Source organism: Natronorubrum halalkaliphilum (assembly GCF_009834785.1).
Lineage (GTDB): Archaea > Halobacteriota > Halobacteria > Halobacteriales > Natrialbaceae > Natronorubrum > Natronorubrum halalkaliphilum.
On sequence record NZ_WUYX01000053.1, the window covers coordinates 146,748 to 168,038 of the forward strand.

At 63.9% G+C, this 21,291-nt stretch carries 23 protein-coding genes and 1 pseudogene; 7 read left to right on the forward strand and 17 right to left on the reverse strand.

The genetic code is table 11. The features are described 5' to 3' along the window. Positions 1-5: 5 nt before the first annotated feature. The 3 genes from cofC to GS429_RS16295 all read right to left on the reverse strand — a co-directional run bounded on the left by cofC (position 6) and on the right by GS429_RS16295 (position 3,256). A complete protein-coding gene (gene cofC / locus GS429_RS16285; protein ID WP_160066396.1) occupies positions 6-689 on the reverse strand; it encodes a 2-phospho-L-lactate guanylyltransferase in 684 nt (227 codons plus the stop codon). Positions 690-879: 190 nt separating this feature from the next. Beyond that, a complete protein-coding gene (locus GS429_RS16290; protein ID WP_160066397.1) occupies positions 880-2,058 on the reverse strand; it encodes a tubulin/FtsZ family protein in 1,179 nt (392 codons plus the stop codon). Positions 2,059-2,335: 277 nt separating this feature from the next. Further along, entirely contained in the window at positions 2,336-3,256 is a 921-nt protein-coding gene (locus tag GS429_RS16295) for a complex I NDUFA9 subunit family protein (RefSeq protein WP_160066398.1), read from the reverse strand. A 103-nt stretch (positions 3,257-3,359) separates the two neighbouring features. On the opposite strand from GS429_RS16295, the gene tmk reads away from it, so the two are divergent. Further along, positions 3,360-3,962, forward strand: coding sequence for a dTMP kinase (gene tmk / locus GS429_RS16300; protein ID WP_160066399.1), 603 nt, complete (start codon positions 3,360-3,362; stop codon positions 3,960-3,962). Between the two features lie 72 nt (positions 3,963-4,034). Next, positions 4,035-5,108, forward strand: coding sequence for a thiamine pyrophosphate-dependent enzyme (locus tag GS429_RS16305; protein ID WP_160066400.1), 1,074 nt, complete (start codon positions 4,035-4,037; stop codon positions 5,106-5,108). A 56-nt stretch (positions 5,109-5,164) separates the two neighbouring features. On the opposite strand, the gene GS429_RS16310 is transcribed toward GS429_RS16305, so the two are convergent. Next, the gene (locus GS429_RS16310) at positions 5,165-5,395 is read right to left on the reverse strand and encodes an Lrp/AsnC family transcriptional regulator (protein ID WP_160066401.1); all 231 of its coding nucleotides are present in this window, start codon (positions 5,393-5,395) and stop codon (positions 5,165-5,167) included. Then, entirely contained in the window at positions 5,395-6,114 is a 720-nt protein-coding gene (locus GS429_RS16315) for a potassium channel family protein (protein ID WP_160066402.1), read from the reverse strand. The genes GS429_RS16310 and GS429_RS16315 overlap by 1 nt, the downstream gene beginning before the upstream one ends. 122 nt (positions 6,115-6,236) lie before the next feature. On the opposite strand from GS429_RS16315, the gene GS429_RS16320 reads away from it, so the two are divergent. Further along, positions 6,237-6,467: an Lrp/AsnC ligand binding domain-containing protein gene (locus tag GS429_RS16320; protein WP_160066403.1), complete on the forward strand. Its 231-nt coding sequence runs from the start codon at positions 6,237-6,239 to the stop codon at positions 6,465-6,467. A 324-nt stretch (positions 6,468-6,791) separates the two neighbouring features. Here the strand turns inward: GS429_RS16320 and GS429_RS16325 are convergent, their stop codons facing one another. Next, a complete protein-coding gene (locus GS429_RS16325) occupies positions 6,792-7,322 on the reverse strand; it encodes a DUF5813 family protein (protein ID WP_160066404.1) in 531 nt (176 codons plus the stop codon). A gap of 239 nt (positions 7,323-7,561) precedes the next feature. On the opposite strand from GS429_RS16325, the gene GS429_RS16330 reads away from it, so the two are divergent. Further along, entirely contained in the window at positions 7,562-7,768 is a 207-nt protein-coding gene (locus GS429_RS16330; protein ID WP_160066405.1) for a hypothetical protein, read from the forward strand. On the opposite strand, the gene GS429_RS16335 is transcribed toward GS429_RS16330, so the two are convergent. The 5 genes and pseudogenes from GS429_RS16335 to gpmI all read right to left on the reverse strand — a co-directional run bounded on the left by GS429_RS16335 (position 7,765) and on the right by gpmI (position 13,619). Then, on the reverse strand, positions 7,765-8,154 hold the full coding sequence (locus GS429_RS16335; RefSeq protein ID WP_160066406.1) for a DUF7522 family protein: 390 nt from the start codon (positions 8,152-8,154) through the stop codon (positions 7,765-7,767). The two genes, GS429_RS16330 and GS429_RS16335, sit on opposite strands and share 4 nt — an antisense overlap. Before the next feature lie 130 nt (positions 8,155-8,284). Next, positions 8,285-9,571 (reverse strand): O-acetylhomoserine aminocarboxypropyltransferase/cysteine synthase family protein, encoded by a 1,287-nt coding sequence (locus GS429_RS16340; RefSeq protein ID WP_235920835.1) that lies wholly within the window; start codon positions 9,569-9,571, stop codon positions 8,285-8,287. Positions 9,572-9,847: 276 nt separating this feature from the next. Next, positions 9,848-10,141: pseudogene (locus GS429_RS22710) on the reverse strand (GNAT family N-acetyltransferase); the annotation flags it as partial. A 14-nt stretch (positions 10,142-10,155) separates the two neighbouring features. Beyond that, positions 10,156-11,871 (reverse strand): histidine kinase N-terminal 7TM domain-containing protein, encoded by a 1,716-nt coding sequence (locus GS429_RS16345; RefSeq protein ID WP_160066408.1) that lies wholly within the window; start codon positions 11,869-11,871, stop codon positions 10,156-10,158. Positions 11,872-12,095: 224 nt separating this feature from the next. Beyond that, positions 12,096-13,619 (reverse strand): 2,3-bisphosphoglycerate-independent phosphoglycerate mutase, encoded by a 1,524-nt coding sequence (gene gpmI / locus GS429_RS16350; protein WP_160066409.1) that lies wholly within the window; start codon positions 13,617-13,619, stop codon positions 12,096-12,098. Between the two features lie 139 nt (positions 13,620-13,758). On the opposite strand from gpmI, the gene GS429_RS16355 reads away from it, so the two are divergent. Beyond that, complete coding sequence (locus GS429_RS16355) at positions 13,759-14,175, forward strand: thiol-disulfide oxidoreductase DCC family protein (RefSeq protein WP_160066410.1); 417 nt, start codon at positions 13,759-13,761, stop codon at positions 14,173-14,175. Between the two features lie 21 nt (positions 14,176-14,196). On the opposite strand, the gene GS429_RS16360 is transcribed toward GS429_RS16355, so the two are convergent. The 5 genes from GS429_RS16360 to GS429_RS16380 form a co-directional block, all read right to left on the reverse strand. Next, positions 14,197-15,195, reverse strand: a complete 999-nt coding sequence (locus GS429_RS16360; RefSeq protein WP_160066411.1) for a hypothetical protein — start codon at positions 15,193-15,195, stop codon at positions 14,197-14,199. 117 nt (positions 15,196-15,312) lie between these two features. Beyond that, the gene (locus tag GS429_RS16365) at positions 15,313-16,095 is read right to left on the reverse strand and encodes an ABC transporter permease subunit (RefSeq protein ID WP_160066412.1); all 783 of its coding nucleotides are present in this window, start codon (positions 16,093-16,095) and stop codon (positions 15,313-15,315) included. Between the two features lies 1 nt (position 16,096). After that, positions 16,097-16,879 (reverse strand): ABC transporter permease, encoded by a 783-nt coding sequence (locus GS429_RS16370; RefSeq protein ID WP_160066413.1) that lies wholly within the window; start codon positions 16,877-16,879, stop codon positions 16,097-16,099. Next, positions 16,876-17,817 carry an ABC transporter ATP-binding protein gene (locus tag GS429_RS16375; RefSeq protein WP_160066414.1) on the reverse strand — a complete coding sequence of 314 codons (942 nt, stop codon included), beginning with the start codon at positions 17,815-17,817 and terminating at the stop codon, positions 16,876-16,878. Before GS429_RS16375 ends, GS429_RS16370 begins: the two co-directional genes overlap by 4 nt. A 162-nt stretch (positions 17,818-17,979) precedes the next feature. Then, the gene (locus GS429_RS16380; RefSeq protein WP_160066415.1) at positions 17,980-18,255 is read right to left on the reverse strand and encodes a hypothetical protein; all 276 of its coding nucleotides are present in this window, start codon (positions 18,253-18,255) and stop codon (positions 17,980-17,982) included. 109 nt (positions 18,256-18,364) lie between these two features. On the opposite strand from GS429_RS16380, the gene GS429_RS16385 reads away from it, so the two are divergent. Continuing rightward, complete coding sequence (locus GS429_RS16385) at positions 18,365-19,639, forward strand: DNA double-strand break repair nuclease NurA (RefSeq protein WP_160066416.1); 1,275 nt, start codon at positions 18,365-18,367, stop codon at positions 19,637-19,639. A 134-nt stretch (positions 19,640-19,773) separates the two neighbouring features. On the opposite strand, the gene GS429_RS16390 is transcribed toward GS429_RS16385, so the two are convergent. Continuing rightward, positions 19,774-20,118: a DUF7113 family protein gene (locus GS429_RS16390; RefSeq protein ID WP_160066417.1), complete on the reverse strand. Its 345-nt coding sequence runs from the start codon at positions 20,116-20,118 to the stop codon at positions 19,774-19,776. Positions 20,119-20,425: 307 nt separating this feature from the next. Here GS429_RS16390 and GS429_RS16395 point away from each other — a divergent pair, with 307 nt between their 5' ends. Continuing rightward, positions 20,426-21,058, forward strand: a complete 633-nt coding sequence (locus tag GS429_RS16395) for a DUF7344 domain-containing protein (RefSeq protein WP_160066418.1) — start codon at positions 20,426-20,428, stop codon at positions 21,056-21,058. The last annotated feature ends 233 nt before the right edge of the window (positions 21,059-21,291 follow it).

The following is a 21,291-nucleotide window of genomic DNA, read 5'->3' on the forward strand; positions in this document are numbered from 1 at the left end:
CCTGCCTAACTTTGGGTCGACTCCCCGACCCGAACGACGCCGACGCGTCCATCCTGGGTCTCGAGTTCGAACCCGAGCTCGCGAAGACGCGTCGGCGCGCAGTTGGTTTCGTTCCCGTGGATGAGCACTTCGACAAGGTCCTCGGGCTCGTCGATATCCGTTCCGAGGCGGAAGGAGTCGACGGTCTCGAGGCGGAGTCCGCGCTCGCGAGCGATGGCGCAGTGGTCCAGATACGACGCGCCGTGGTAGTCCACTCGAAACGCGGGATGGCGAACGACGAGCGCGTTCGTGCCGCCGCCTCGTCCCGGCGCGATGGTAACCTCGGCGTCGTCACCGTGTGCAAAGAGGGCCTCGAGCGTCTCGGGCGTCGTCAGCGCGAGATCGGCCATGACGACGGCGACGGGGTCGTCGTCTTCGGCGCTCGGAAGGCGGTCGTTGACCGCCTCGGTCAGTGGCCGGTCGTCCACGACGACCGAAACCGACTCGAGAACGCGGTCGTCGACTGTGAGTTCGGCCTCGAGATCGAACGGTGCCGTCGCCACTACCGTCGGCTCGTGGCCCGCCTCGACGACCGCACACAGGACGTCGGCGAGCATGGCTCGGGCGACCGCCGAGCGCTCTACGGGCGACAGGACCGACTCGAGCCGCGTCTTCGGCTCGGTCGCGGCGAACGGGACGACGACGTGCATCGATCGGATCTAGTCAGGACACGGGCAAAAACACGTCGGACTCGCGCGAAAGCGGATAGAGAAATCGTCTTTCGCGTTGGGGAGCGACGCCGAAACCCGTCCGTCGTCTCACACTATCGAACGACCACCATCGTGCCCCCCGACACGAGTGCGGTCGCTGGCGTCGTCGGGTGTCGAAAGAAGTGCGAGCCTAGAACAGCGGCTCGAGTTCGTCCTCGTCGTCTTCGACGAGTTCTTCGAGGTTCTCCTCGCTTTCGTCCTGGATATCGTCCATGTTGTCCTGTGCTTCGATGGCGACCTGCTGGAGGCGCTTGATCCGCGGCACGTTCGTCACGCCCGAAAGCAGGATTGCCGCGGCGACTTCCGGCTCCCCGCGGGGGAAGTCGCCACCGCGGACTTCCATGCTCCCGGTTTCCTCCTCGAGCCACTTCCGCCCGCGCTCGATGCCTTTCCGGTTGAGATACTCCGATGGACCGGAGAGCACGAGCAGGGCACGCTCGGTTCCCTCGATCTCACACGGTAGCGTCAGCCGGCCGAGTGCGGCCTTGCGAACGAGACTCGTGATGCGGTTGGTCGTGTTCGCCGCGTCGAGATCGTCGTCGCCGCCGGCGTCACCGGTAAACCGCGAGAGGAGGCCGCCGCTCGAGTTCATGTCGACCTCCTCGCTTGCAAAGCCGACCGTGGAGACACCACCACCCGAGAGGGTGTTGATGATCTCGGAGGAGTCGACGACGCTTTCTGCAACCTCCTGTCCGTCGCCGACCTCCCCGGCGCCGAAGAGGATGCCGAATCGGCGGACGATCTCCTCGTTGATCTGATCGTACCCGCCTTCGACGGACTCGCCGGTCTGTCGCCACGAGTCGTTGTCGAAGACCATCAGATTGTCCACTTCGCGGACGAACGTCTGGAACGAGCGGGCTGCGTTAAGCGTATAGATGCCACCCTCGTCCGTTCCCGGCAGAACGCCGAGTCCGTAGACGGGGATGGTATAGATGCGTTTGAGGTGTTTTGCGAGGACGGGCGCACCACCCGATCCGGTCCCACCACCCATACCGGCGACGACCAGAAACGCATCGACCTCGTGGGTCGGAATCGCATCGATTGCGTTCTGGACCTCGTCGATGTCCTCTTCGGCGATTTCCGCGCCGAGTTCGTTGTCTGCACCCACACCGTGACCCTTGACGCGGGCCTGTCCGATGAGGACGCGATTCTCCTGTGGTATATTCTCGAGGCCGATCAGGTCCGCTTTCGCGGAATTAACAGCGATCGCCGCACGGACGATTCCGCTGTTCGTCCGATCGTCGTAATCGAGGAATCGATCGACGATCTTGCCACCAGCCTGTCCGAATCCGATCATCGCCAGCTTCATTGTTTGTCAGGGGGCTCCGTTGGATTGGTACCAGAGTGATCAAGGACATAAGTCTTTTGTTGACGTGAATTTCTCGTCTCTTTTTTAGTCCCCGAAAACCGCCAGACTGCGGCGGATTTCATCGAATTTTTATGATCGATAAATCGACACTTACCGTCGGATTTCCTGTTCTTATATTAATATTTGGGCCGAATAGTACACCCTTAAGTTAGCGGCGGTCCAGATCGTGTTTTTTCGGAGACAATTTGTGTGTGTTTCGAGCGTGACTCGAGCCCGGTCAGACGGATTTCGCTCGCGATTCGGGTCTCTCACGCGACCCCAGACCGAGGTACGCGCCGAGGGTCATCAGTTCGTCCTCGGTCACGTCGAACGCGACGACGTCGTTCGTGACGACGGTGTTGTTCAGTTCCAGCGCTCGAGCTTGATCCGGGCCAAAGGGAACGAACGGGACGGGACCGACCGCTGCGAGCCCGAGTTTCGCAACTGCCATCGGGACCGAGACGATGGTGACCGACTTCCCCGCTGCGGCGTAGGCGAGTTCCGTCGCGTCCGCCAGCGTCACGATCTGCGGGCCGGCGATCTCGTAGGTTTCACCGACGTGAGTACCGTCCTCGAGCGCGGCCGCGAGCATCGGAACCAGGTCGCCGACCCAGATCGGCTGGAACCGCGTCTCGCCGCCGCCCGGCAGGCCCGTCAGGTAGGGGGTCGTCAACTGTTTGGTGAACTCGAGGAACTCGGCGCCGTCGCCGAAGACGACGGAGGGGCGGAAGATCGTCCACGCGAGGTGTGAGTCCCGGACGATGTCCTCGGCCTTCCCCTTCGTCTGGAGAAACGCCGTCGGTGCGTCCGGATCCGCACCGAGTCCGCTCATCTGGACGAATCGATCGACGTCTCCGTCTTCGGCGGCCCGAACGAGATTCGCCGTGCCGCCGAGGTGGACGGTCTCGTGGTCGGTGTCGTTCGGCGGTTGGTACAGCGGCGAGAGCGAGACGAGGTTGACGACGGCGTCGTGGCCCGCGACGGTGTCGGCGATGGAGTCGTACGCGCTGACGTTCCCCATGGCGCGGTCGACCCCCGCGGGAAGATCGCCGTCGCTGGGATCGCGAGCGAGCGCCGTCACGTCGTGGCCGCGGTCGTCGAGTTCCGTACAGAGATTCGTGCCGATAAAACCGGTGCCGCCTGCGACGAGGACCTTCATACGTCGGATATGACCACGCAGCGATAAATAGCTGATCGCCTCCGTGGTTTGGCACGCGACGATTCTCGACAGATAGTTGTAGCTCTCTCTACGAGGTGTGTCCATGCTGGTCACGCTCGAGGGACTGGACGGGAGCGGGAAAACGACGGTCTGGGAGGCGCTACGGGACGATTACCCCGAGGCCACGTTCACGCGGGAACCAACGAACGACTCCTGGTACGGCGACGCCGTCTACCGATCGATCGAAGACGACGACGCCGACTCGCTCGCCGAACTCTTCCTCTACACCGCCGACCACGCCGACCACCTCTCGCGAAAGATCGAACCCACGCTCGAGCGCGGCGAACTCGTGATCTCGGACCGCTACTCCGACTCCCGATTCGCCTACCAGGGCGCGACGCTCGCGGCGTCGGAACGCCACGAACTCGAGGATCCGCTCGAGTACGTCGTCGACATTCACGCCCCGTTTTCGATCGAACCGGATCTGACGATCTACCTCGACGTCGACCCGGAAACCGCCGCGGAACGGGCGGGTGCGACGAACAAGTTCGAACGCGCGGAGTACCTCGAGTCCGTGTCCGAGAACTACGAACGGCTCCTCGAGCGCGATCCGGAACGATTCGTTCGCGTCGACGCGAGTCGGAAGCCGGATGCAGTCCTCGAACGGGTACGGGAAGCCCTGGCCGGCGCAATTCCCGACGCCTGACCGGCCGCGGGACGCGAGTCGGCGACGCGACATGACGAAATCACTTTTACCTGTCCGATACTCATCCCGCCCATGCACCGGGTTATCGGCGAGCAGGATATCGAGCAGACGCGGTGGTCGGTAGACGACGCCCTCGCGTGTTACCGGGATCTGGTACGCACGCGGCGGTTCGACGAGCGAGCACTGGCCCTGCAACGGCGGGGCTGGATGAGCGGCTATCCGCCCTTCAAGGGACAGGAAGCCTCACAGGTCGGGGCCGCCCACGCGCTGGCTGACGACGACTGGCTCGTCCCGACCTACCGATCGAACGCGATGCAGATCGCCTACGGCGTCCCGATGAGCGACATCCTGCTCTTTCGGCGGGGCCACCCCGAGTACGTTTCGGACCACGACCTGAACGTGTTCCCGCAAGCGGTGCCGATCGCCACGCAGATCCCTCACGCGGCGGGGATCGGGATGGCGATGGAGTACGACGGCTCGACCGACCGCGGCGACGGTCGGGGTGACGGACACGCAGTCTGCTGTTACTTCGGCGACGGCGCGACCTCCGAAGGCGACTTTCACGAGGGACTCAATTTCGCCGGGGTCTTCGACGCCCCGGTCGTGTTCTTCTGTGAAAACAACCACTGGGCCATCTCGCTCCCTCGAGAGCGACAGACCGCCAGCGACACGATCGCCCAGAAAGCCGCGGCCTACGGCTTCGAGGGCGTGCGCGTCGACGGCAACGATCCGCTCGCCGTCCGGTCGGCCGTCGCGGACGCCCTCGAGTCGGCACGGAACGGAGACCCCGTCCTCGTCGAGAGTCTGACCTATCGGCAGGGTGCCCACACCACCAGCGACGATCCCTCGCGCTATCAGGACGAGCGGGAGGACCTTCCAGACTGGCGGACCGCGGATCCGCTCGAGCGATACGGGACCTACCTCCGCGAGCAGGGCGTGCTCGACGACGAGTTCGTCAGCACCGTCGAGGCGGAGGCCGAAGCGGAACTCGACGAGGCGGTCGAGGTCGCCGAATCGACGCCGGAGCCGACCCTCGAGGACGTCTTCGAGCCCGTCTACGACGAACGACCGCCCCGGCTGACGGCACAGCAGCAGTGGCTCGAGGAGTTCACGGCCGACCGGGAGACGGAGGATCTCGAGCACTGAACGAGCCGCGTTCGACGGCGGTTCGGTTGGCGAAAGAAGGGGGAAACGAAACGTCTTCAGTCCATCGCGATGTATGTCTGCGTGTTCTCGACGCCGTCGATCCCCTGAATCTGGGTCGCGGCGATGTTTTTGACCGCGGCCGGAGTCTCGACCTGCGCTTTCGCGATGATGTCGACGTCCCCCGCGACGATGTGGGCCGATTGGACGCCCTCGATCGTCTCGATGCTGTCTCGGAGCCGATCCGCCTCGCCCGTGTTCGCCTTGATCATGACAAATGCCGTAACCATCAGTTGACACCTCCAGTGCCTGAGGTCGCGTCCGAGCCCGCGTTCGCGGCGGCTTTCCCCGGCGACTCGCCGACCAACAGCTGGCGCACCTCGCTCAACACGTCGAAGTCAGCGAGCACGACGAGTCGATCGCCGTCCTCAAGCGAGAGATCTTCGTCCGGAATGCCAAGCGGCTGGTCGTGCTTGCCGAAGGCGAGAACGGTCGCGTCGGCGGGCAGTTGCAGTTCGCTGATCGTGTAGCCGTTGACCGGGGCGCCGTTGGTGATCGTGAGTTCGACGACCTGTAAGTGCGGGGCGATGTCCGCGATCGCGCGAATCGTCCCACCGAGCAGGGCGTTTTTCGCGCCGATCGCGCCGAGCCGTTCGGGATAGATCACCTCGTCGACTTCGTCGGCGTACTCGCGGTAGATCTCCTCGCGGTAGGCTTCGTCGATCCGCATGATCGTCCGGCAACCGTAGTGGTTGGCGATCATACAGGCGGTGAAATTAACGTTCAGGTCGCCCGTCAGCGCACCGAGAGCGTCGGCGTTCGTCACGTCGGCCGCCTCGAGGATCTCCTCGCGGGAGCCGTCGCCCTCGACGACGCTAAACTCCTGTGTGCGGGCGCGTCGGATCTTCGACTCGTCCCGTTCGATCAGCGTCACCTCGTGGCCTTCATCGCGTAAGACGCGCGCGGTACGTAGGCCAACTCGTCCTGCCCCGATAATCACGAACCGCATGAACACGAGTACGCCCGCCCTCGTCAATAAGTTTGCCCCCGTATACCATGCCATTCGTTCGAACCGATCAGTCGGCCGGGCAAAGTTTTTAGTCGTGAGAAGCTGTACCACACTACCGACAGATGGTTCACGCGTTTATCATGGTGAAAACAGCCGCTGGAAAGTCCGAGGGGCTCCTTACGTCGATTAGAGACATTGAAGCCGTCTCCGCCGCCCACATCGTCGCCGGCGCCTACGACATCATCGCGGAAATCGACGCCCCCGAGGTCTACGACGTTCTCGAGACCGTTTCTACGAACGTGCAAGCGCTCGAGGGCGTGAGCGACACGAAGACGTACATCGCGATGGACTGATACGGTTTACTGGAGTCAATGACCGCCGATCACCAGGGACGGGGTCGGTGATCGGCGGGAAATAGTTACAGCAATCCGTATGAGACCGAATTTTGCGCTGCGCGGGTTGCTGTGGACCGAACCCGCCCCAAGTTCGATTACTCGCCTCCTCGCTTCCCGTCGACGCTCGCGTCGGCTCGAGCCTTTCGCTCGCCGGTGTGATACGCGTGGAACGGGTCGTCGATCATCGGCCGGTCGGAATTTTGGCAAGGGCAGAACCGACAGCGTAACCGTTCGCCGCCGGTTGCGGCGCGAAAAAACTGCATCAATTACCCCGGGAGGGTATCACATCGGCATGCCGCCGCTTTCCGTATCGCCGTCCGCGGCCTGCTGACCGCGGCTCTGAGCGTTCTCGAGCAGCGTCGCCGCTGCACCCTGATACTCGTATCCGGGAATGATTCCCTGCGCGTACGTTCCCTCGACGTACTCGATGAGGGCCTTGGCGTCTTCGACACCCTCCCCGGCGTCCCAGGCGACGTACTCGAGGGTCACGGTGACCTCGGTGGCGTCGCGGTCGACCACGGGCTCCTCGTGCGTGCTCGTGTGTGCGACGGTAAAGACGTCCTCCAGGCGGCGCTCGAGGGTCTCGAACCAGCCGTCCTCGACGACCGTGGCGACCGTTTCGTCCGCGACGGCGGCATCGAGCGTCGGCAGAGAGACGGTGACGTGGAACCGTCCGTCTCGTTTGCCGTCCGCCTCGGTCGCCCCGACGGTCGTGTCGAAGACGGTCGTCGTGAGTCGGTACGAGTCGGCGACCGATTCGAACGCGTCGTGAGACTCGAGTTGGCGCGCGACAGAATCTGGAACTTCGGTCATTGTCGAAATAACGGGCGTCAGTAAAAAGGGTGTTACGCACCGCCGAAGGATCAGCCCCGTCCGGGAAGGGTGAGCGAGGGCACGTCTCGGAGCTTGCATCGTGCTACTCCGTCATCGTACGAAACAGTTACAGCGTCGAAATCGCCCGACTGCGCCGGGATCGTTTCACGATCGTAGTCGGCGGTTTCCGTTGCAAATGCCCTGCATTACTACAACGGACATTGCCGTTTTCAGTTGGCATGAGTCTCGATAGACACGCCGCCGAACGCCGCCGGTTCGCCCGCCTCCTCGGTATCGACGGAGAACTCGGGTGTGGATTGCCGATCGGATCCCACTCGAGTCAGTCCGCCGAGGCGGACGGGGGGAACACGGACGACGCTCCTCGCGATGCCAGCGATGCGCCCGACGAAACCGACGACTCGATCGACCGACGCTCTCTCAGCTAGTCGATCTCGCGATCGCCGAGGAACGAATTAAGCGCCGTCGCAACTTCTTCGAAGTCCTTCAGCGTGAGACCGTCCGTCGTGACCAGCACACCCTCGCTGTCGTTGGTCACGCGGATCAGAAAGCCGTTGTCGAAGACGCGAATCGTGTAGTTGTAGTCGCCGAGTTCGGAGTTCTCGTAGGCCGTCTGGGCGGTCGTAAAACCCCGCCACTCGTGGCCGATAAACGTCGAGAGATCGGCATCCCGCTCTAAGTCCTCGCGGAGATACAGCTGTTCGTAGTCGTCACGAGTGAAGTAGGTCGCCGATCTGAGGCTATCGCCGACGGCCGTCCGGCAGGTCGTCACGATCTGCTCCGCCGCCTCGTCGGTAAGTAACCCTGTCGCCATATCCGATGGATCGAACCCCGACACCTTAACCGCAGGGGCTGTTGTCGGTCCGGTAAACCACTGAAATGCTGAAACGTTACCCACTGAAACACCGAAACCCTGAAAACGAAACCGAACGGCTACGCCGATCTCATGCCGACTCGAGTGCCTGCTCGAGATCCGCGATGATATCGTCGACGTCCTCGATGCCGACGGAGAGGCGCACGAGATCGTCCGTGGTGCCGCTTGCGAGTTTCTCCTCCTCGGTGAGTTGCTGGTGGGTCGTGCTCGCGGGGTGGATAATCAGCGACTTCGCATCGCCAACGTTGGCCAGGAGACTGAACAACTCGACCTCGTTACAGACCGTCTCCGCGGCGTCGTAGCCGCCCTCGAGTCCGAACGTGATCATGCCGCCGTAGCCACCTTCGAGGTACTTGCTCGCTTCTTCGTGAGTCTCGTGACTCTCGAGGCCGGGGTAGTTGACCCACGAAACCTGCTCGTGGCCTTCGAGGAACTCCGCGACGGCCATCGCGTTCTCGCAGTGTTTCTCCATTCGCAGGGGTAAGGACTCGAGTTTCTGGAGCGTCGTCCAGGCGTCGAACGGCGACTGTTGGTTACCCAGGTCGCGCAGGCCACGGGTTCGCGCGACGACGGAGAACGCCATGTCGCCGAAGGTTTCGTAGAAGTTGACGCCGTGATAGGCCGGGTTCGGCTCCGATATCTCGGGATAGTCGCCCTCGTCCCACGGGAACGAGCCGCCGTCAACCAGTATCCCGCCGACCGTCGTCCCCGCGCCGTGGATCCACTTCGTCGTCGAGTTCCAGACCAGATCTGCGCCGTGCTCCAGCGGCCGGCACAGATGCGGCGTCGCGAACGTGTTGTCGACGAACAGCGGCACGTCGTGATCGTGGGCGATGTCGGCAATGCGTTCGATGTCGGGCGTCACGAGCGCGGGATTCCCGATCGTCTCGAGGTGGACGAACGCGGTGTCGTCATCGATGGCCTCCGCGTAGGCGTCGTAATCGAGGGTGTCGACGAACGTCGTCTCGATGCCGCGCTTGGCGACGGTGTGCGTGAGATAGGTGTAGGTTCCCCCGTAGAGCGAGGACGCCGAAACGATGTTGTCCCCGACGTCGGCGAGGATGAACGTCGCGAGGTCGAAGGCGGCCATTCCCGACGCCGTGGCCAGCGCGCCGACGCCGCCCTCGAGCGTCGCGATGCGTTCCTCTAACATCGCGTTCGTCGGGTTCATGATCCGCGAGTAGATGTTGCCGGTCTCCTCTAACCCGAACAGGGCGGCCGCGTGATCCGTATCCTCGAACTCGTAGGAGGTCGTCTGGTAGATCGGCGGCGCTCGAGCCCTCGTCGTCGGATCGGATTCCTGGCCGGCGTGAATGCTGTTCGTGGCGAACTCGTGGCTGTCTGGATCGTCGCTCATACGAGTTTCCTGGTATCGAACCGTTGTAAAACCGACAGTGGGAGCAAAAACGGACGACATCTCGAACGACCGCGTTCCCGCCGAAAGACACGGCCGACCGATTACAGCGGCTTCGCCATGTGTAACACGTCGAACGGAGCATCCTCGAGCGGTCACACCCGCGTTTTCCGGTAGCCGCGTCGGCGGTAGAGAGCCGGCAGAAACGGGTGGCCGTCGAACGTCCGCAGCCGAATCCGCTCGGCGTCCGCCTCGCGCGCGGTATCCTGACGACGCGACCTGATCGAGCAACGCGCTCCCAATCCCTTCGCCGCGGGCCTGCGGCGGCACCGCGAAGCGGCCGAATTCTGGATCGCCCTTTTTCCCCGCCTCCCGGTAGCGGAGCATCCCGGCGAGTGCGCCCTCTCGAATCGCGACGTACACCCGCGCGTCGTGGATCCACTCCTCGAGGTCCGTGCGGGTGGTTCTCGCCGCCCGAGACGGAAAGCCGAGGTCCGCGTTCGTGGCGTACATCGCGACAGAGCCGCGCGAGCGCCGCCGTCTCCTCGAGCGTCGCGATGTGCTCTCTAACATCGCGTTTGTCCGTATCAGGACGGGTCGGGAGCCTGAACCGCGGCTTCGACCGATTCGCTCACGACCGGAAGGCGAACCGAAACCGCAGTCCCGGTTTCATCGGTATCGAACTCGAGGTCGCCGCCGAGCGCTGTCACGCACCAGGTGACGATCCACAGTCCCAGTCCGCTGCCGTGCTCGAGCGCCGTTTCTTCGCCCTGCTCGAGGACGCTGCGTTCGTGGTCCGGAAGTCCTGGCCCGTTGTCGCGGACGGTAACGGTGACGGTCCGGGCCGGCGAATCGCCGCTGACCTCGACCGTTACGCGGGGCTTTTCCGCAGTACTGTGGACGAGGCCGTTCTCGACGAGGTTCGCGAAGGCGAGTTCGAACAGGTCCCGATCCGCTCGCACCGCGAGGTCGTCGGGAACCGCCACCTCGACGCGGCCGTCCCGTGACGCCTCGATATCGGCGGCGACCGACTCGAGGACGTCCCGGACCGCGAGCGGTGGTGGCGAATCGGTCGCGGTGTCGATCGCTCGTTCGAAGTCGCGGGCCTTTTCGCCCATCTCGATCACCGCGTCGACGTCGTCGTGGACGGATTCGAGCGTCGCCGTGAGGTCGTCGTCGTTGGCGCGGTCGGCAGCCAGAGACACGTAGCCGCGGACGGCGGTCATATCGTTTCGCAGGTTGTGGCGCAACACCCGGTTCAGGATCGCGAGGCGCTGTTCGCGCCGACGTTGGTCGGTGATATCCTGTAAAATGACGGTGTGACCGACGGCTCGTCCCGCCCCGTTTTGCAGCGCGGACGTCGACGCCGCAAGCTCGCGGCGTTCGCCGCGACTGGTGTGCGTAACGACCTCCGTCCGGCCGTCGTCGATCGACAGTTCGGTGACGTGTTCAAACGGTTCGCCCAAGACGTCGGTCGCCGTGACGCCGAACAGGGCTTCGGCCGCCGGATTGCAGTCGACGATTCGCTCGTCGGTGTCGACGACGAGAAACGGGTTCTCGAGGTCTTCGACCGCCGACTGGTCGGCGGTTCGACGGACCGACGGGCTGTACGTAAACATCCGGCCGCCGACGAACGCGTAGGCGTCGAGTAGCACGTGCGGGAGGAACATGGCCGCAGAGAGGTTAAGCTGCGGAACCGGCCCGATTCCGAAAAGCCAGACGAGCAGAGCGATCCCCGGAGGCAGCGTGCTCAGGCCGACGGCGAGGGCCTCCGTTCGGTACAGCGGACCGTAGCTGACGACCGTGTCGAACAGGAGCAACGTCCCCGCCGCTGCGAACACCGTCCCGCTCATGATCGCGAAAAACGCCAACGCCTCGAACTCGTAGGCGACCGTTGCCGCTCCGAAGATCGGGTCCAGCCGGAACTCGCTCCAGACGAGTTCGTGGAGCGGGTTCGTCGCGACCAGCACCGTCGTGAGGACCGGGACGGACACCAACGCGCCGAACCACGGCGTTTGCACGAGTCGTCCACGACCGGTGTACTCGAGGCCGAACGCCAGAAACGGCAGCCCCGTCCAGGAAATCCCGACCCAGGTCGCGACCTCGAGCCACCACCGCAGGGTCGGATCGAAGACGAGCAGCGAGACGCCGTATGACAAACACCACACCGCTTGCGCGACGAGCGTGAGCAGAAACCAGTTCACGCCCGGTCTGCCGCGGTGTCGCCAGAGATACGAGAACAGGACCACTGTCCCGACTCCGGAGAGGATCGAGGCGGCGGCTGGCCACGGGATCGAGATCATGCGATTCGGACGTACGAGTAGAGCAACGTCGGTGTTATCCGTTGTGGCCAACCGGGGCGGTCGTGCGCGAGCACCAGACCGAGGACCGTAGCATGTGACCTGGAGGTCCCCCGGTTTGAACGGGTTCGATCGGCGAATCGCTCTCGAGTGGATAGCGACCCGCGCTGCTGGTACTCGAACTCACGAACGAACGGGAAAACGAACCCCCAACAGCCCCGAGCGCCTTACTCGAGCAGCGTCTCTCCGGTCATCTCCGGCGGTTGATCGAGACCGATCAGTTCGAGCATCGTCGGCGCGATATCGGCGAGCGTGCCGCCCTCGCGGATCGTTCGGCTGCCGTCGGTGCCGTCCGAAGCACGGTAGAGCAGCGGCACGAGGTTGTAGGTGTGTGCCGTGTGCGGATTCTCTTCGGTGCCCATATCGTCGGCGTTGCCGTGATCCGCGGTGATGAGAACGTGCGCGCCGGCCCCCTCGAGCGCATCGGTGAGTCGCCCGAGTTGCGCGTCGACGGCCTCGACGGCCTCGATGGCCGCCTCGTAGTCGCCCGTGTGGCCGACCATGTCGGGATTGGCGTAGTTGAGTACGAGCACGTCCGGATCGTCGGCTCGAACGGTGTCAATCGCGGTGTCGGTCACTTCGGGCGCGCTCATCTCGGGTTGTAGGTCGTAGGTCGGTACGTCGGGACTTTCGACGATCTTCCGAATCTCGCCGTCGAACTCGACCTCGCGCCCCCCGTTCAGGAAGTAGGTGACGTGGGCGTACTTCTCGGATTCGGCGATCCGGAGCTGCGTCTTTCCGTGATCGGCGAGCACCTCGCCGAGCACCTGTTCGGGCTGGTTCGGCGGGTAGGCGATCGGGAGGTCGAACGTTTTGTCGTACTGGGTCAGCATGACGACCGCCGTCTCCGGCGGGCTGGTCTCGAGTTCGTCGATCCAGTCCTCGGGTCGGATATCCGCGAGCATGCGAGTCAGCTGCCGTGCGCGGTCCGAGCGGAAGTTAAACCAGACGACCGAATCACCGTCCTCGAGCGCCGGCTGCTCCGAGATCACGGTCGGCTCGACGAACTCGTCCATCACGTCCCGGTCGTAGGACCGTTCGACCGCTTCCACGGCGGACTCGGCGGTCCAGTCGCCCTCGCGGTTGACGATAGCATCGTAGGCCCGCTTCGTCCGCTCCCAGTTCTGGTCGCGATCCATCGCGTAGTATCGACCTGAAACGGTGGCCACGTCGCCGGTTCCGTGTTCATCGACGACGTCCTCGAGCGCGGCGAGATACTCTCGCCCACCCGTCGGCGAGGTATCCCGGCCGTCGGTGAACGCGTGGGTGACGGCCTCGACGTCGCGGTCGGCCGCCAGTTCGATCAGGGCGTGGAGGTGCTCGTGATCGGCGTGGACCCCGCCGTCGCTGACGAGGCCGAGGAAGTGGACGCGGCCCCCGTTTTCACGGGCGTGATCGAAGGCCGAATTGATGGCGTCGTTCTCCCGAAACGAACCGTCCGCGATCGAGTCCGAGATGCGCGTGTACTCCTGGTGAACCACGCGTCCGGCCCCGATGTTCAGGTGTCCAACCTCGCTGTTTCCCATCTGGCCGTCCGGAAGCCCGACCCGTCGGCCCGCGACCTCGAGGGTGCCGTACGCCCCCTCGTCTGCCAGCCGGTCGAAGTTCGGCGTTGCGGCCGCTTCGACCGCGTCCCTGCTCGTCCCGTCGCCGAGTCCCCAGCCGTCGAGGATGATCAGCGCTGCGTCCATGTGCGACGGGTCACCTGCGCTCCGTAATTAGCTGTCGTTGTCGCGCGAACGGGTGCGGCGAGGCGAACGAACTCGCTCCCGGCCCGAATCGGGGCAACCGGAACGCTGAATTGTCGCTCGTCCCAACCTCCGGTATCCGATGGGCACGGACATTCCGGAGGGCGCTCCGATCGTCCTCTTCGACGGCGTCTGCAACCTCTGTCACGGCTTCGTGCAGTTCATCGTCCCGAGAGACACGGACGGGCAGTTTCACTTCGCGTCGCTGCAATCCGAGGTCGGGCAAGAACTGCTCGCCGAGCACGGCCTCGAGAACCACGACCTCGACTCCGTGGTCCTGATCGAGGGGGGCGACGCCTACGTCAAATCCGGTGCGGTGATCCGCATCGCCCAGCACTTGGGCGGGGTCTACCGGCTGCTCGGGCCCACCCGATTCCTCCCGCGTCGTTTCCGTAACTGGGTCTACGATCTCGTCGCCGAACACCGGTACCGGATCTTCGGCAAGAAAGAACAGTGTATGATGCCGACCGGGAACGTCCAGGAACGAATTCTCGAGTAAGCTGCCGGCGAGAGCCGGCGGTTAGTCCATCGATCCCGACCCCGCAGTCGCAGTAATATCTTCGCGCCAGGTGCCCGTCGCGGTCACGCGGTCGCCGTCGATATCGAGATCTCGCTCGTCGGCGGAGGTGCCGATGACCTCCTCGAGCGCCGCCTCGTCCGGATCGTCGACGAGCGCCGCGAACTCCCCGGTGGCCGTCTCCGCGTCTGCGGCAGTGAGCGACGAGACGACCCCCTCGGCGTCCTCGAGTCCGTCGAACGTGAACTCGGGGTCGGACGGGTCGCCGTACTGGCCGACGACGATGTCGCCGCCCCCGGCAGTCTCGAGGAGCCACTCGAACGGCTCTGACTCCTCCGTCGCCCGCTCAACGTCGCCCGCCGCGGCGCCGACGGTCGTCTCGAGCGCCGTCGTCGGCTCGGTCTCGCTGCCGAGTTCCGCTGCGGTGGCAACCGCGAGTGCATCGTCGTCAACGGCAATGGCGGCGTCATCGGTCCCGTCGACCGGAGTGTAGACATCCGCGCCTGCGATTTCGTCGGTCGACTCGAACTGTCTGATGAACTCCGCTTCGGGCTCGGCAGTGAGTTGCGCGTCGATCTCTTCCGGCATCAGGTCTCCCGTAACGACGAACGCGGCGGGCGTTTGCAACAGGCCGTCCACGGTCGATTCGAACGCGCCCTCCTCGAGGAGTCTGCCGAGCCGGAACTGGCCGAGCGAAAGCCCGACGAACAGGTACGTCGAGAGCGCGGCCTCCGAGACGGGCCCGACCATCGGGTCCGTCTCGTACTCCGACGGAACCTCCTCACCGGGGTCCGCCTCCTCGAGATCGGCCTGAACGACCTCGCTGAGGGCACCCCAATCGAGGTACGCGAACTCGAGCGCGCCGTCCTCGAGCGTGAGCCACTGGTCGTACGCCGGGAGATCGTCGTCGGGGTCGTCCTGAGCGACAACCGCGGGTCCGGTAACAGTCGCCGTCGCGGTGGCCCCTGCGAGCCGCAGCGCGTCTCTTCGACTCAGTATCATGAAACGATTCCACACCGCCGATCTGAATATAGCCCGTCCCCTCGTTCATCGCACGGTGAGTGTTAACGGGTGGGTGTCGGGAGCGACAGCACGTGGGCGAGAGAGTGGGCGGCGATTTCAGATGTCCCGGCGCGTGAAAACAACAGTGGCGACGACGATCAAAACGAGAAAGACCGCCAGGAGGAGGCCGGCGTCGAGGAACGCGTACTCCTCGTGGACGAGAATGTCCGTCTCCTCGTAGTATCGGCTCGGGGTGAGCGTACCGATCCACTCGTAGTCCGGATCCACGCGGGAGACGCTGTCGACCAGCCAGAGGACGAACACCAGGGTCAGTGCCGTCGCTCTGGCTCGTCTTACGTGATCAACGACGACGGACAGCACGAGGCCGATCCCGGCACAGACCAGCAGGTAGGGAATCGATAGCAGGTGGACCATCGCGAGCGCGACGGGGTTGAACGATTCGCCGATGACGAGCGCGCCGACGTAAACGATGATCGGGACCCCGACGTTCAATGCCACCACGGGGACCCACAGGGCGGCGACCTTCTGGAGGACGACCGACTCCCGCGAGACCGGGTTCGAAAGCGTGAGGTCCATCTTTCGGTCCTGGACGTCGCTTGCGATCAGTCCGGCCCCGACGTAGGCGAAGTAGATCGCGAGGAGGAGGCTCCAGAAGAACGAGTAGATCTCGGCGGCGATGAACCCCTCGATGGTGTGGAGTTGCTCAATCCCGAACATGTCGAACATGTACTCCGGGAACGCGTCCTCGAAGACGTCCATCTCCTCCTGTATCCCTGGGAACATCGAGAAATAAAGGGCCGATAGTACGGCGAAGACGGCGATCAGGACGACCGATCCACGGACGCGCTTTCTGGACTCGAGGCGGAGGATAGCCGTCATGCTAGATATCCCTCCGGACGAAGGCGAGGACGGCAACGCCGACCAGAACGAGGAACGTCACGAGGAGGATCGTAGCGTCTATCAGGGCATATTCCTCGCGGACGAGGATCGCCGACGGATCGTAGTACCGACTCGGAGTGATATCGCCGATCCATTCGAAGTCGGGGTTCATCTGAGAGAGGCCGTCGACCAACCAGAGCGCGAACACCAGGACCAACGCCGTGGTCTGGGCGGTTTCGACGCGATCGACAACGACCGAGAGGAGGATACCGATCCCGGCACAGACCAGCAGGTAGGGAACCCCGAGCAGGTGGACCATCGCGAGGGAGACGAGATCGATCGGCTCACCGAGGGCGGCCGCGCCGGCGAACAAGACGGCCATCATCCCAACGTTCAACGCCACGACGGGGACCCACAGGGCGGCGACCTTCTGGAGGACGACCGACTCCCGCGAGACCGGATTGGAGAGCGTGAGATCCATCCGTCGCGTCCGGATATCTCGCGCGATCATGCCCGCACAGACATATGCGAAGTAGATTCCGGCCAGTAGAATCCAGATGAACGGAAAAATGTAGCCGCCGATGAACCCCTCGATCGTGTGGAGTTCTTCGATCCCCAGGAGGGTGAGCAAGTAGTCCGGATACACCTCCTCGAACAGCTCCGCCTCCTCCTGAATGCTCGGGAAGACGACGAAGAAAAACGCCGAGAGCACGACGAGCAGTCCGGTCAGGATCACCGTTCCCCGGACCAGCTTCCGCGACTCGACACGCAGGATGGCCGTCATCCTGTCTCTCCGGGGGTGCTGTCCCCGTAATAGTGCTTGAAGATATCGTCGAGCTGTGGATCGGCGATCTCGACATCCTCGACATCGAACCGTACGAGGTGCCCCAACAGCGCGTTGGCCTCGCCGGTGTACGTGAACCGAACCGTTCGGTCGACGGTTTCGACGTCGATCATCGCCGGCGTCGTGAACCGCTTCTCGTCGACCGGCTCGGCCAGGTGCACGCGAACGTCCTTTCCGCCGCGCTCGAGCAAGTCGTCGATATCCTCGAGGGCGACCAGCCCGCCGTCGCGAATGATCCCCACCCGGTCGCAGACGCGCTGGACCTCGCTGAGGACGTGCGAGGAGAAGAAGATCGTCTTCCCGGCGTCTCGTTCGTCCTCGAGGAAGGCGTGGAGTCGGTCCTGTTTGAGCGGGTCCAGCCCTGACGTCGGTTCGTCGAGGATGACCAGCTCCGGATCGTGCATGAACGCCTGGACGATCCCGAGCATCCGCTTGTTCCCGTGCGAGTACGTCTCGACGGGCTTCTCGAGCGGCGGATGGAACAGCTCCAGCAGCTCCGCTCGCCGTTCGTCGCCGCGCATCCGGGCGAAGTAGTCGAGGACCTGCTGTCCAGTCAGGCGCTCCTCGAATCCGAGTGAATCCGGCAGATAGCCGATATCGGCTTTCACCTCGGTGAGCGCTCGTCGATCGGTAATGTCGGCGCCGAGCACGTCTGCGGTACCGGCGGTCGGTTTGATCAGGCCGAGCAGCAGCCGAATGGTCGTCGTCTTCCCCGCACCGTTCGGGCCGAGATAGCCGAATATCTCGCCGGCGTCGACGCTGAAGCTGACTGCGTCGTTAGCGGTGACGTTGCCGTATCGCTTGGTGAGGTCGTCGAGCCTGATCGTCGTCGCGTCGCGGTCCGAATCGATCTCGGCAGTTTCGGTCTGAGCGCACATAGCTGATCACTAATTCAACGGGACCGGAGAACCGTCCGTTCGTCTCACCCGAGCAAACGTCAACCAGCTATAAAATGCTCTTCACGCTAGCGGTGACTGTCTCTACGGGATGAAGACAACCGCTCAGACTCGAGACCCGGTCAGAAAAATCACGCCGAACAGTCAGTGTTCGAACGTCGCACCGCAGTCGCCACAGACGGTACCGTGACCGGGCGCGGTCCGCTGAGCGAGGACGGCGCCACAGTCGTCACAGATCATGTAGAGTCGGTGCTCCGGCGGGACGCCGGCTTCGAACGTCAGACTGATCCAGGCGTCGGCGTTGGCCTCGTCGTAGAGCGTAATTTCGGCACCGTCTCGCCGCCAGTTGATCGGATCGGCCTCGGTCTCGGTTTCGGCCGCTTTCACACCACGTTCGGACATCGGGATATCGTCGTTCATCCGCCACCCACATATAATTTTTCTGATAATAGTTTACACGCCCTCGAGTTAATACGAGACTACCGAGCCGACCGCTGACTTTTTGCGGGTGGACTGTGCGCCACAGCATATGACACTCGATCCGGTTCACTTCGACGGCATCGCGCGGCTCGCGAGACGGATCGATCACGGGGCCGACGAGCGCGACCGCCGCGCCTTCGCCGAGACGGTCTGGGCGGAGTTCCTCGACCCGCTGCTCGACGACGGGAGAGTGGTCGTCGACCCGGTCGGTGAACGGGTCCGCCGACACGTCGACTGCGAGGACGTTGCCCTCCACGACCGACCGTTCCCGACCGAGCACGGTCTCGACGCGGGGACGATCAATCCGACGACGTTCAAAAACGGCCTCGTCATCGACATCGCGCAGGCCGCGATGAGCGCGACGCCGAGCGACCTGGACCTCCACCGCTCGCGGACCACCGTGATGACGGTCCACTCGAACGACGAGACGATGACCGTCGACGAGGCGTGGGGGAAGTTCGACGAGGGCTACAGCCGGAGTCGCGCCGTGAAGATTCCGCCGCTACCGCGGTTTGCCGAAGGCGTCGTCCACGCACTCGCGCTCTACCTCGCCGAGAGCAAACACGCCCGCGATCACGCCGAAACTGTCGAAGACCTGCTCGTCCTCGACGGCCCGCTGTATCCCCGCGGACTGCTCCGCTGGGCCGACCAGCATCCCGACCTCGCGGACTTCCTGCTCGAGGATCCAAGGCCGACAACGGTCCTCGAGAACTACATTCGACTGGTCGAGGAGTTCGTCGACCGGGACGTGCCCCTCGTCGGGTTCGTCAAGAATCCGGCGACGCGCGTGATCACCCGAACGCTGAAGAACAAGCGCGATATTGACGTCGCCACCCCGTGGACCGACGATTCGGCGCTGTTTACCCGGCTGCTCGAGCGCGGCGAGTACGTCTCGGACGTCGACGGCGAGCGCTGGGAGCGAGACACGTCGGCGCTGACCTACACGAACTGGTTCCGCTCTCGGGGCGGCGTCGATCGGCCCCTGTCGGTCGACGGTGACGCGCTCGGCGTCGAGCGCAACCGTCCGCTCGAGGACTACGAGGTGACCTTCTGCATCGTCTACGATCCGCGCGACGATCTCATCTATCGGGTCGAAGCCCCCTACGCGTTCATCCGCGATCCGGAGACCCGCGAGGCGCTGACGATCCAGCTGTTACAGGACGTCGCCATCGCCCACGGACCGCCGACGATCATCGAGAAGGCCGACGAACTCGCCCGTATCGGCCAATCGGAGAAGCGATCCCTCCGCGAGACCCTCGAGACGCAGTTCGACACGTCCCAGGACCGGACCTACGACGATCACCGGTGGGACGAGGAGTATTAGGCGCCGGCATCGACTCGAGCCGACGGTACTTCTTCGGGGCGGCCACCGATGGTAACAGTCGCGTTCCCACCAACTACCACGAGCGTTTCGACGTACTCGAGCGGCGACGTGTTCGACCCGCGTACCGGTGGGACTTACCGCTCGGTGGCGACATCGCCCCGTTCAACGTCGAGTTCGACGGTGTCCGGATCGACGCCGATGCGGGCGAACTGCGTCCGGAGGTGTTCTTTGGCGCTCTCGATGGCCTGCTCGCGCGTATCGAACCCCCGCGGCATCGGCGATTCGAACGCGAGGTTGACCTCGCGGTCGTCGAGTTGCTGGATCGAACCGCCGCTGTCGACCTCGTAGAACTCGTCGCAGACCCACACGTACGCGGCGTCTTCGTCGGGTGCGCCGCGAAAGGAGGGCGCTTGTTCACCCCGTTCGTACAGCGTGCCAGTGAGTTCGGTCCCGCCGGCACGTCCGCGTACCAGAATCATACGCGGTACTAGGACTCGCGACCGCAAAAAGACCGCGGCGCATACCCAGACGCTGCGAGAGGACCCGCACTTTCGGCGGTCAAGTCCGAATCGGCGACGCGGAACCGCCGTCTCTTCCGACGATGATCGGTTGGAAAAACCGATTATGGGAATTATATTACGTTTTCAGGAGTCCGTACCATTCCCGCTATACAGGTATTTCAGCCGTCCTCGGGAGTTATTCTGGTATTACACGAGTAAGCTCTCGTTCTCGAGCCAAATCGTTTTGGAAACGGGCTTATGCCCACTGCACCAGTTGGAATGAGTAATGAGTTCGAAAGCCTACTTCGGCGGTGACCGCGAGCGGGACCCCCTCGAAAACGTCCCGACGGAGTGCTACGACGTGCTTCGTCACCCGCGACGGCTTCGCCTGCTCGAGGTTCTCGGTACCCACCAGACTCGTCTGTCGCTGACGGAACTGACGACGGCGATCGTCGAGAACGAGCAGTTCGACGTCTCGAACGGGCAGGCCCGACACCAGGTTCGGATCAGCCTCGTTCACAACCACCTCCCGCGGCTGGCCGAGTACGACATCGTCGACTGGGACACAGAGACCGGTGCCGAGCTCGTCGACGAGCCGCCGATCCACCCGGCCGACCTCTCGGCGCTGCTCGAACTGTGTGACGGCGAGGACGGGTCGGAGCTGCTCGAGACGCTCGTCCACCCGGTCCGAATGCGCGTGCTCTCCGTGCTCGCAAACCACGCCCAGCCGCTGTCGATCGAGCAACTCGCTTCGGAACTCGCCGAGTACGACATCGCGTCGCTGCCCGACGCCGAACGCGGGAAAATCTCGCTCTACCACTCCCATCTCCCCATGATGGCCGAACTCGGCGTCCTCGAGTTCGACCACGAGTCCGGACTGGTCTCCCGTCGCGACCAGCCGATGCTGATTATCCAGTAATCACCGCACTGGCCCGCCGTCGTGGCACCGGTCTTTCTCTCTATCTCTCTGTCCCCGTTCGCCGGCGTGTGACCCCCAGCACAACCGGGTAGTGGGCAGCCCTTGCTCGCCGAACGCTCGTTTTCTCGAGGATATGGTAGATTAGGCCCCGCTAATCGTCGACTACTGAGCGATAGTTCCGCCGGTCGCACTCGCGTTCGGAGGGAAACGCGTTTGAGGGCCCGGCCGGATGG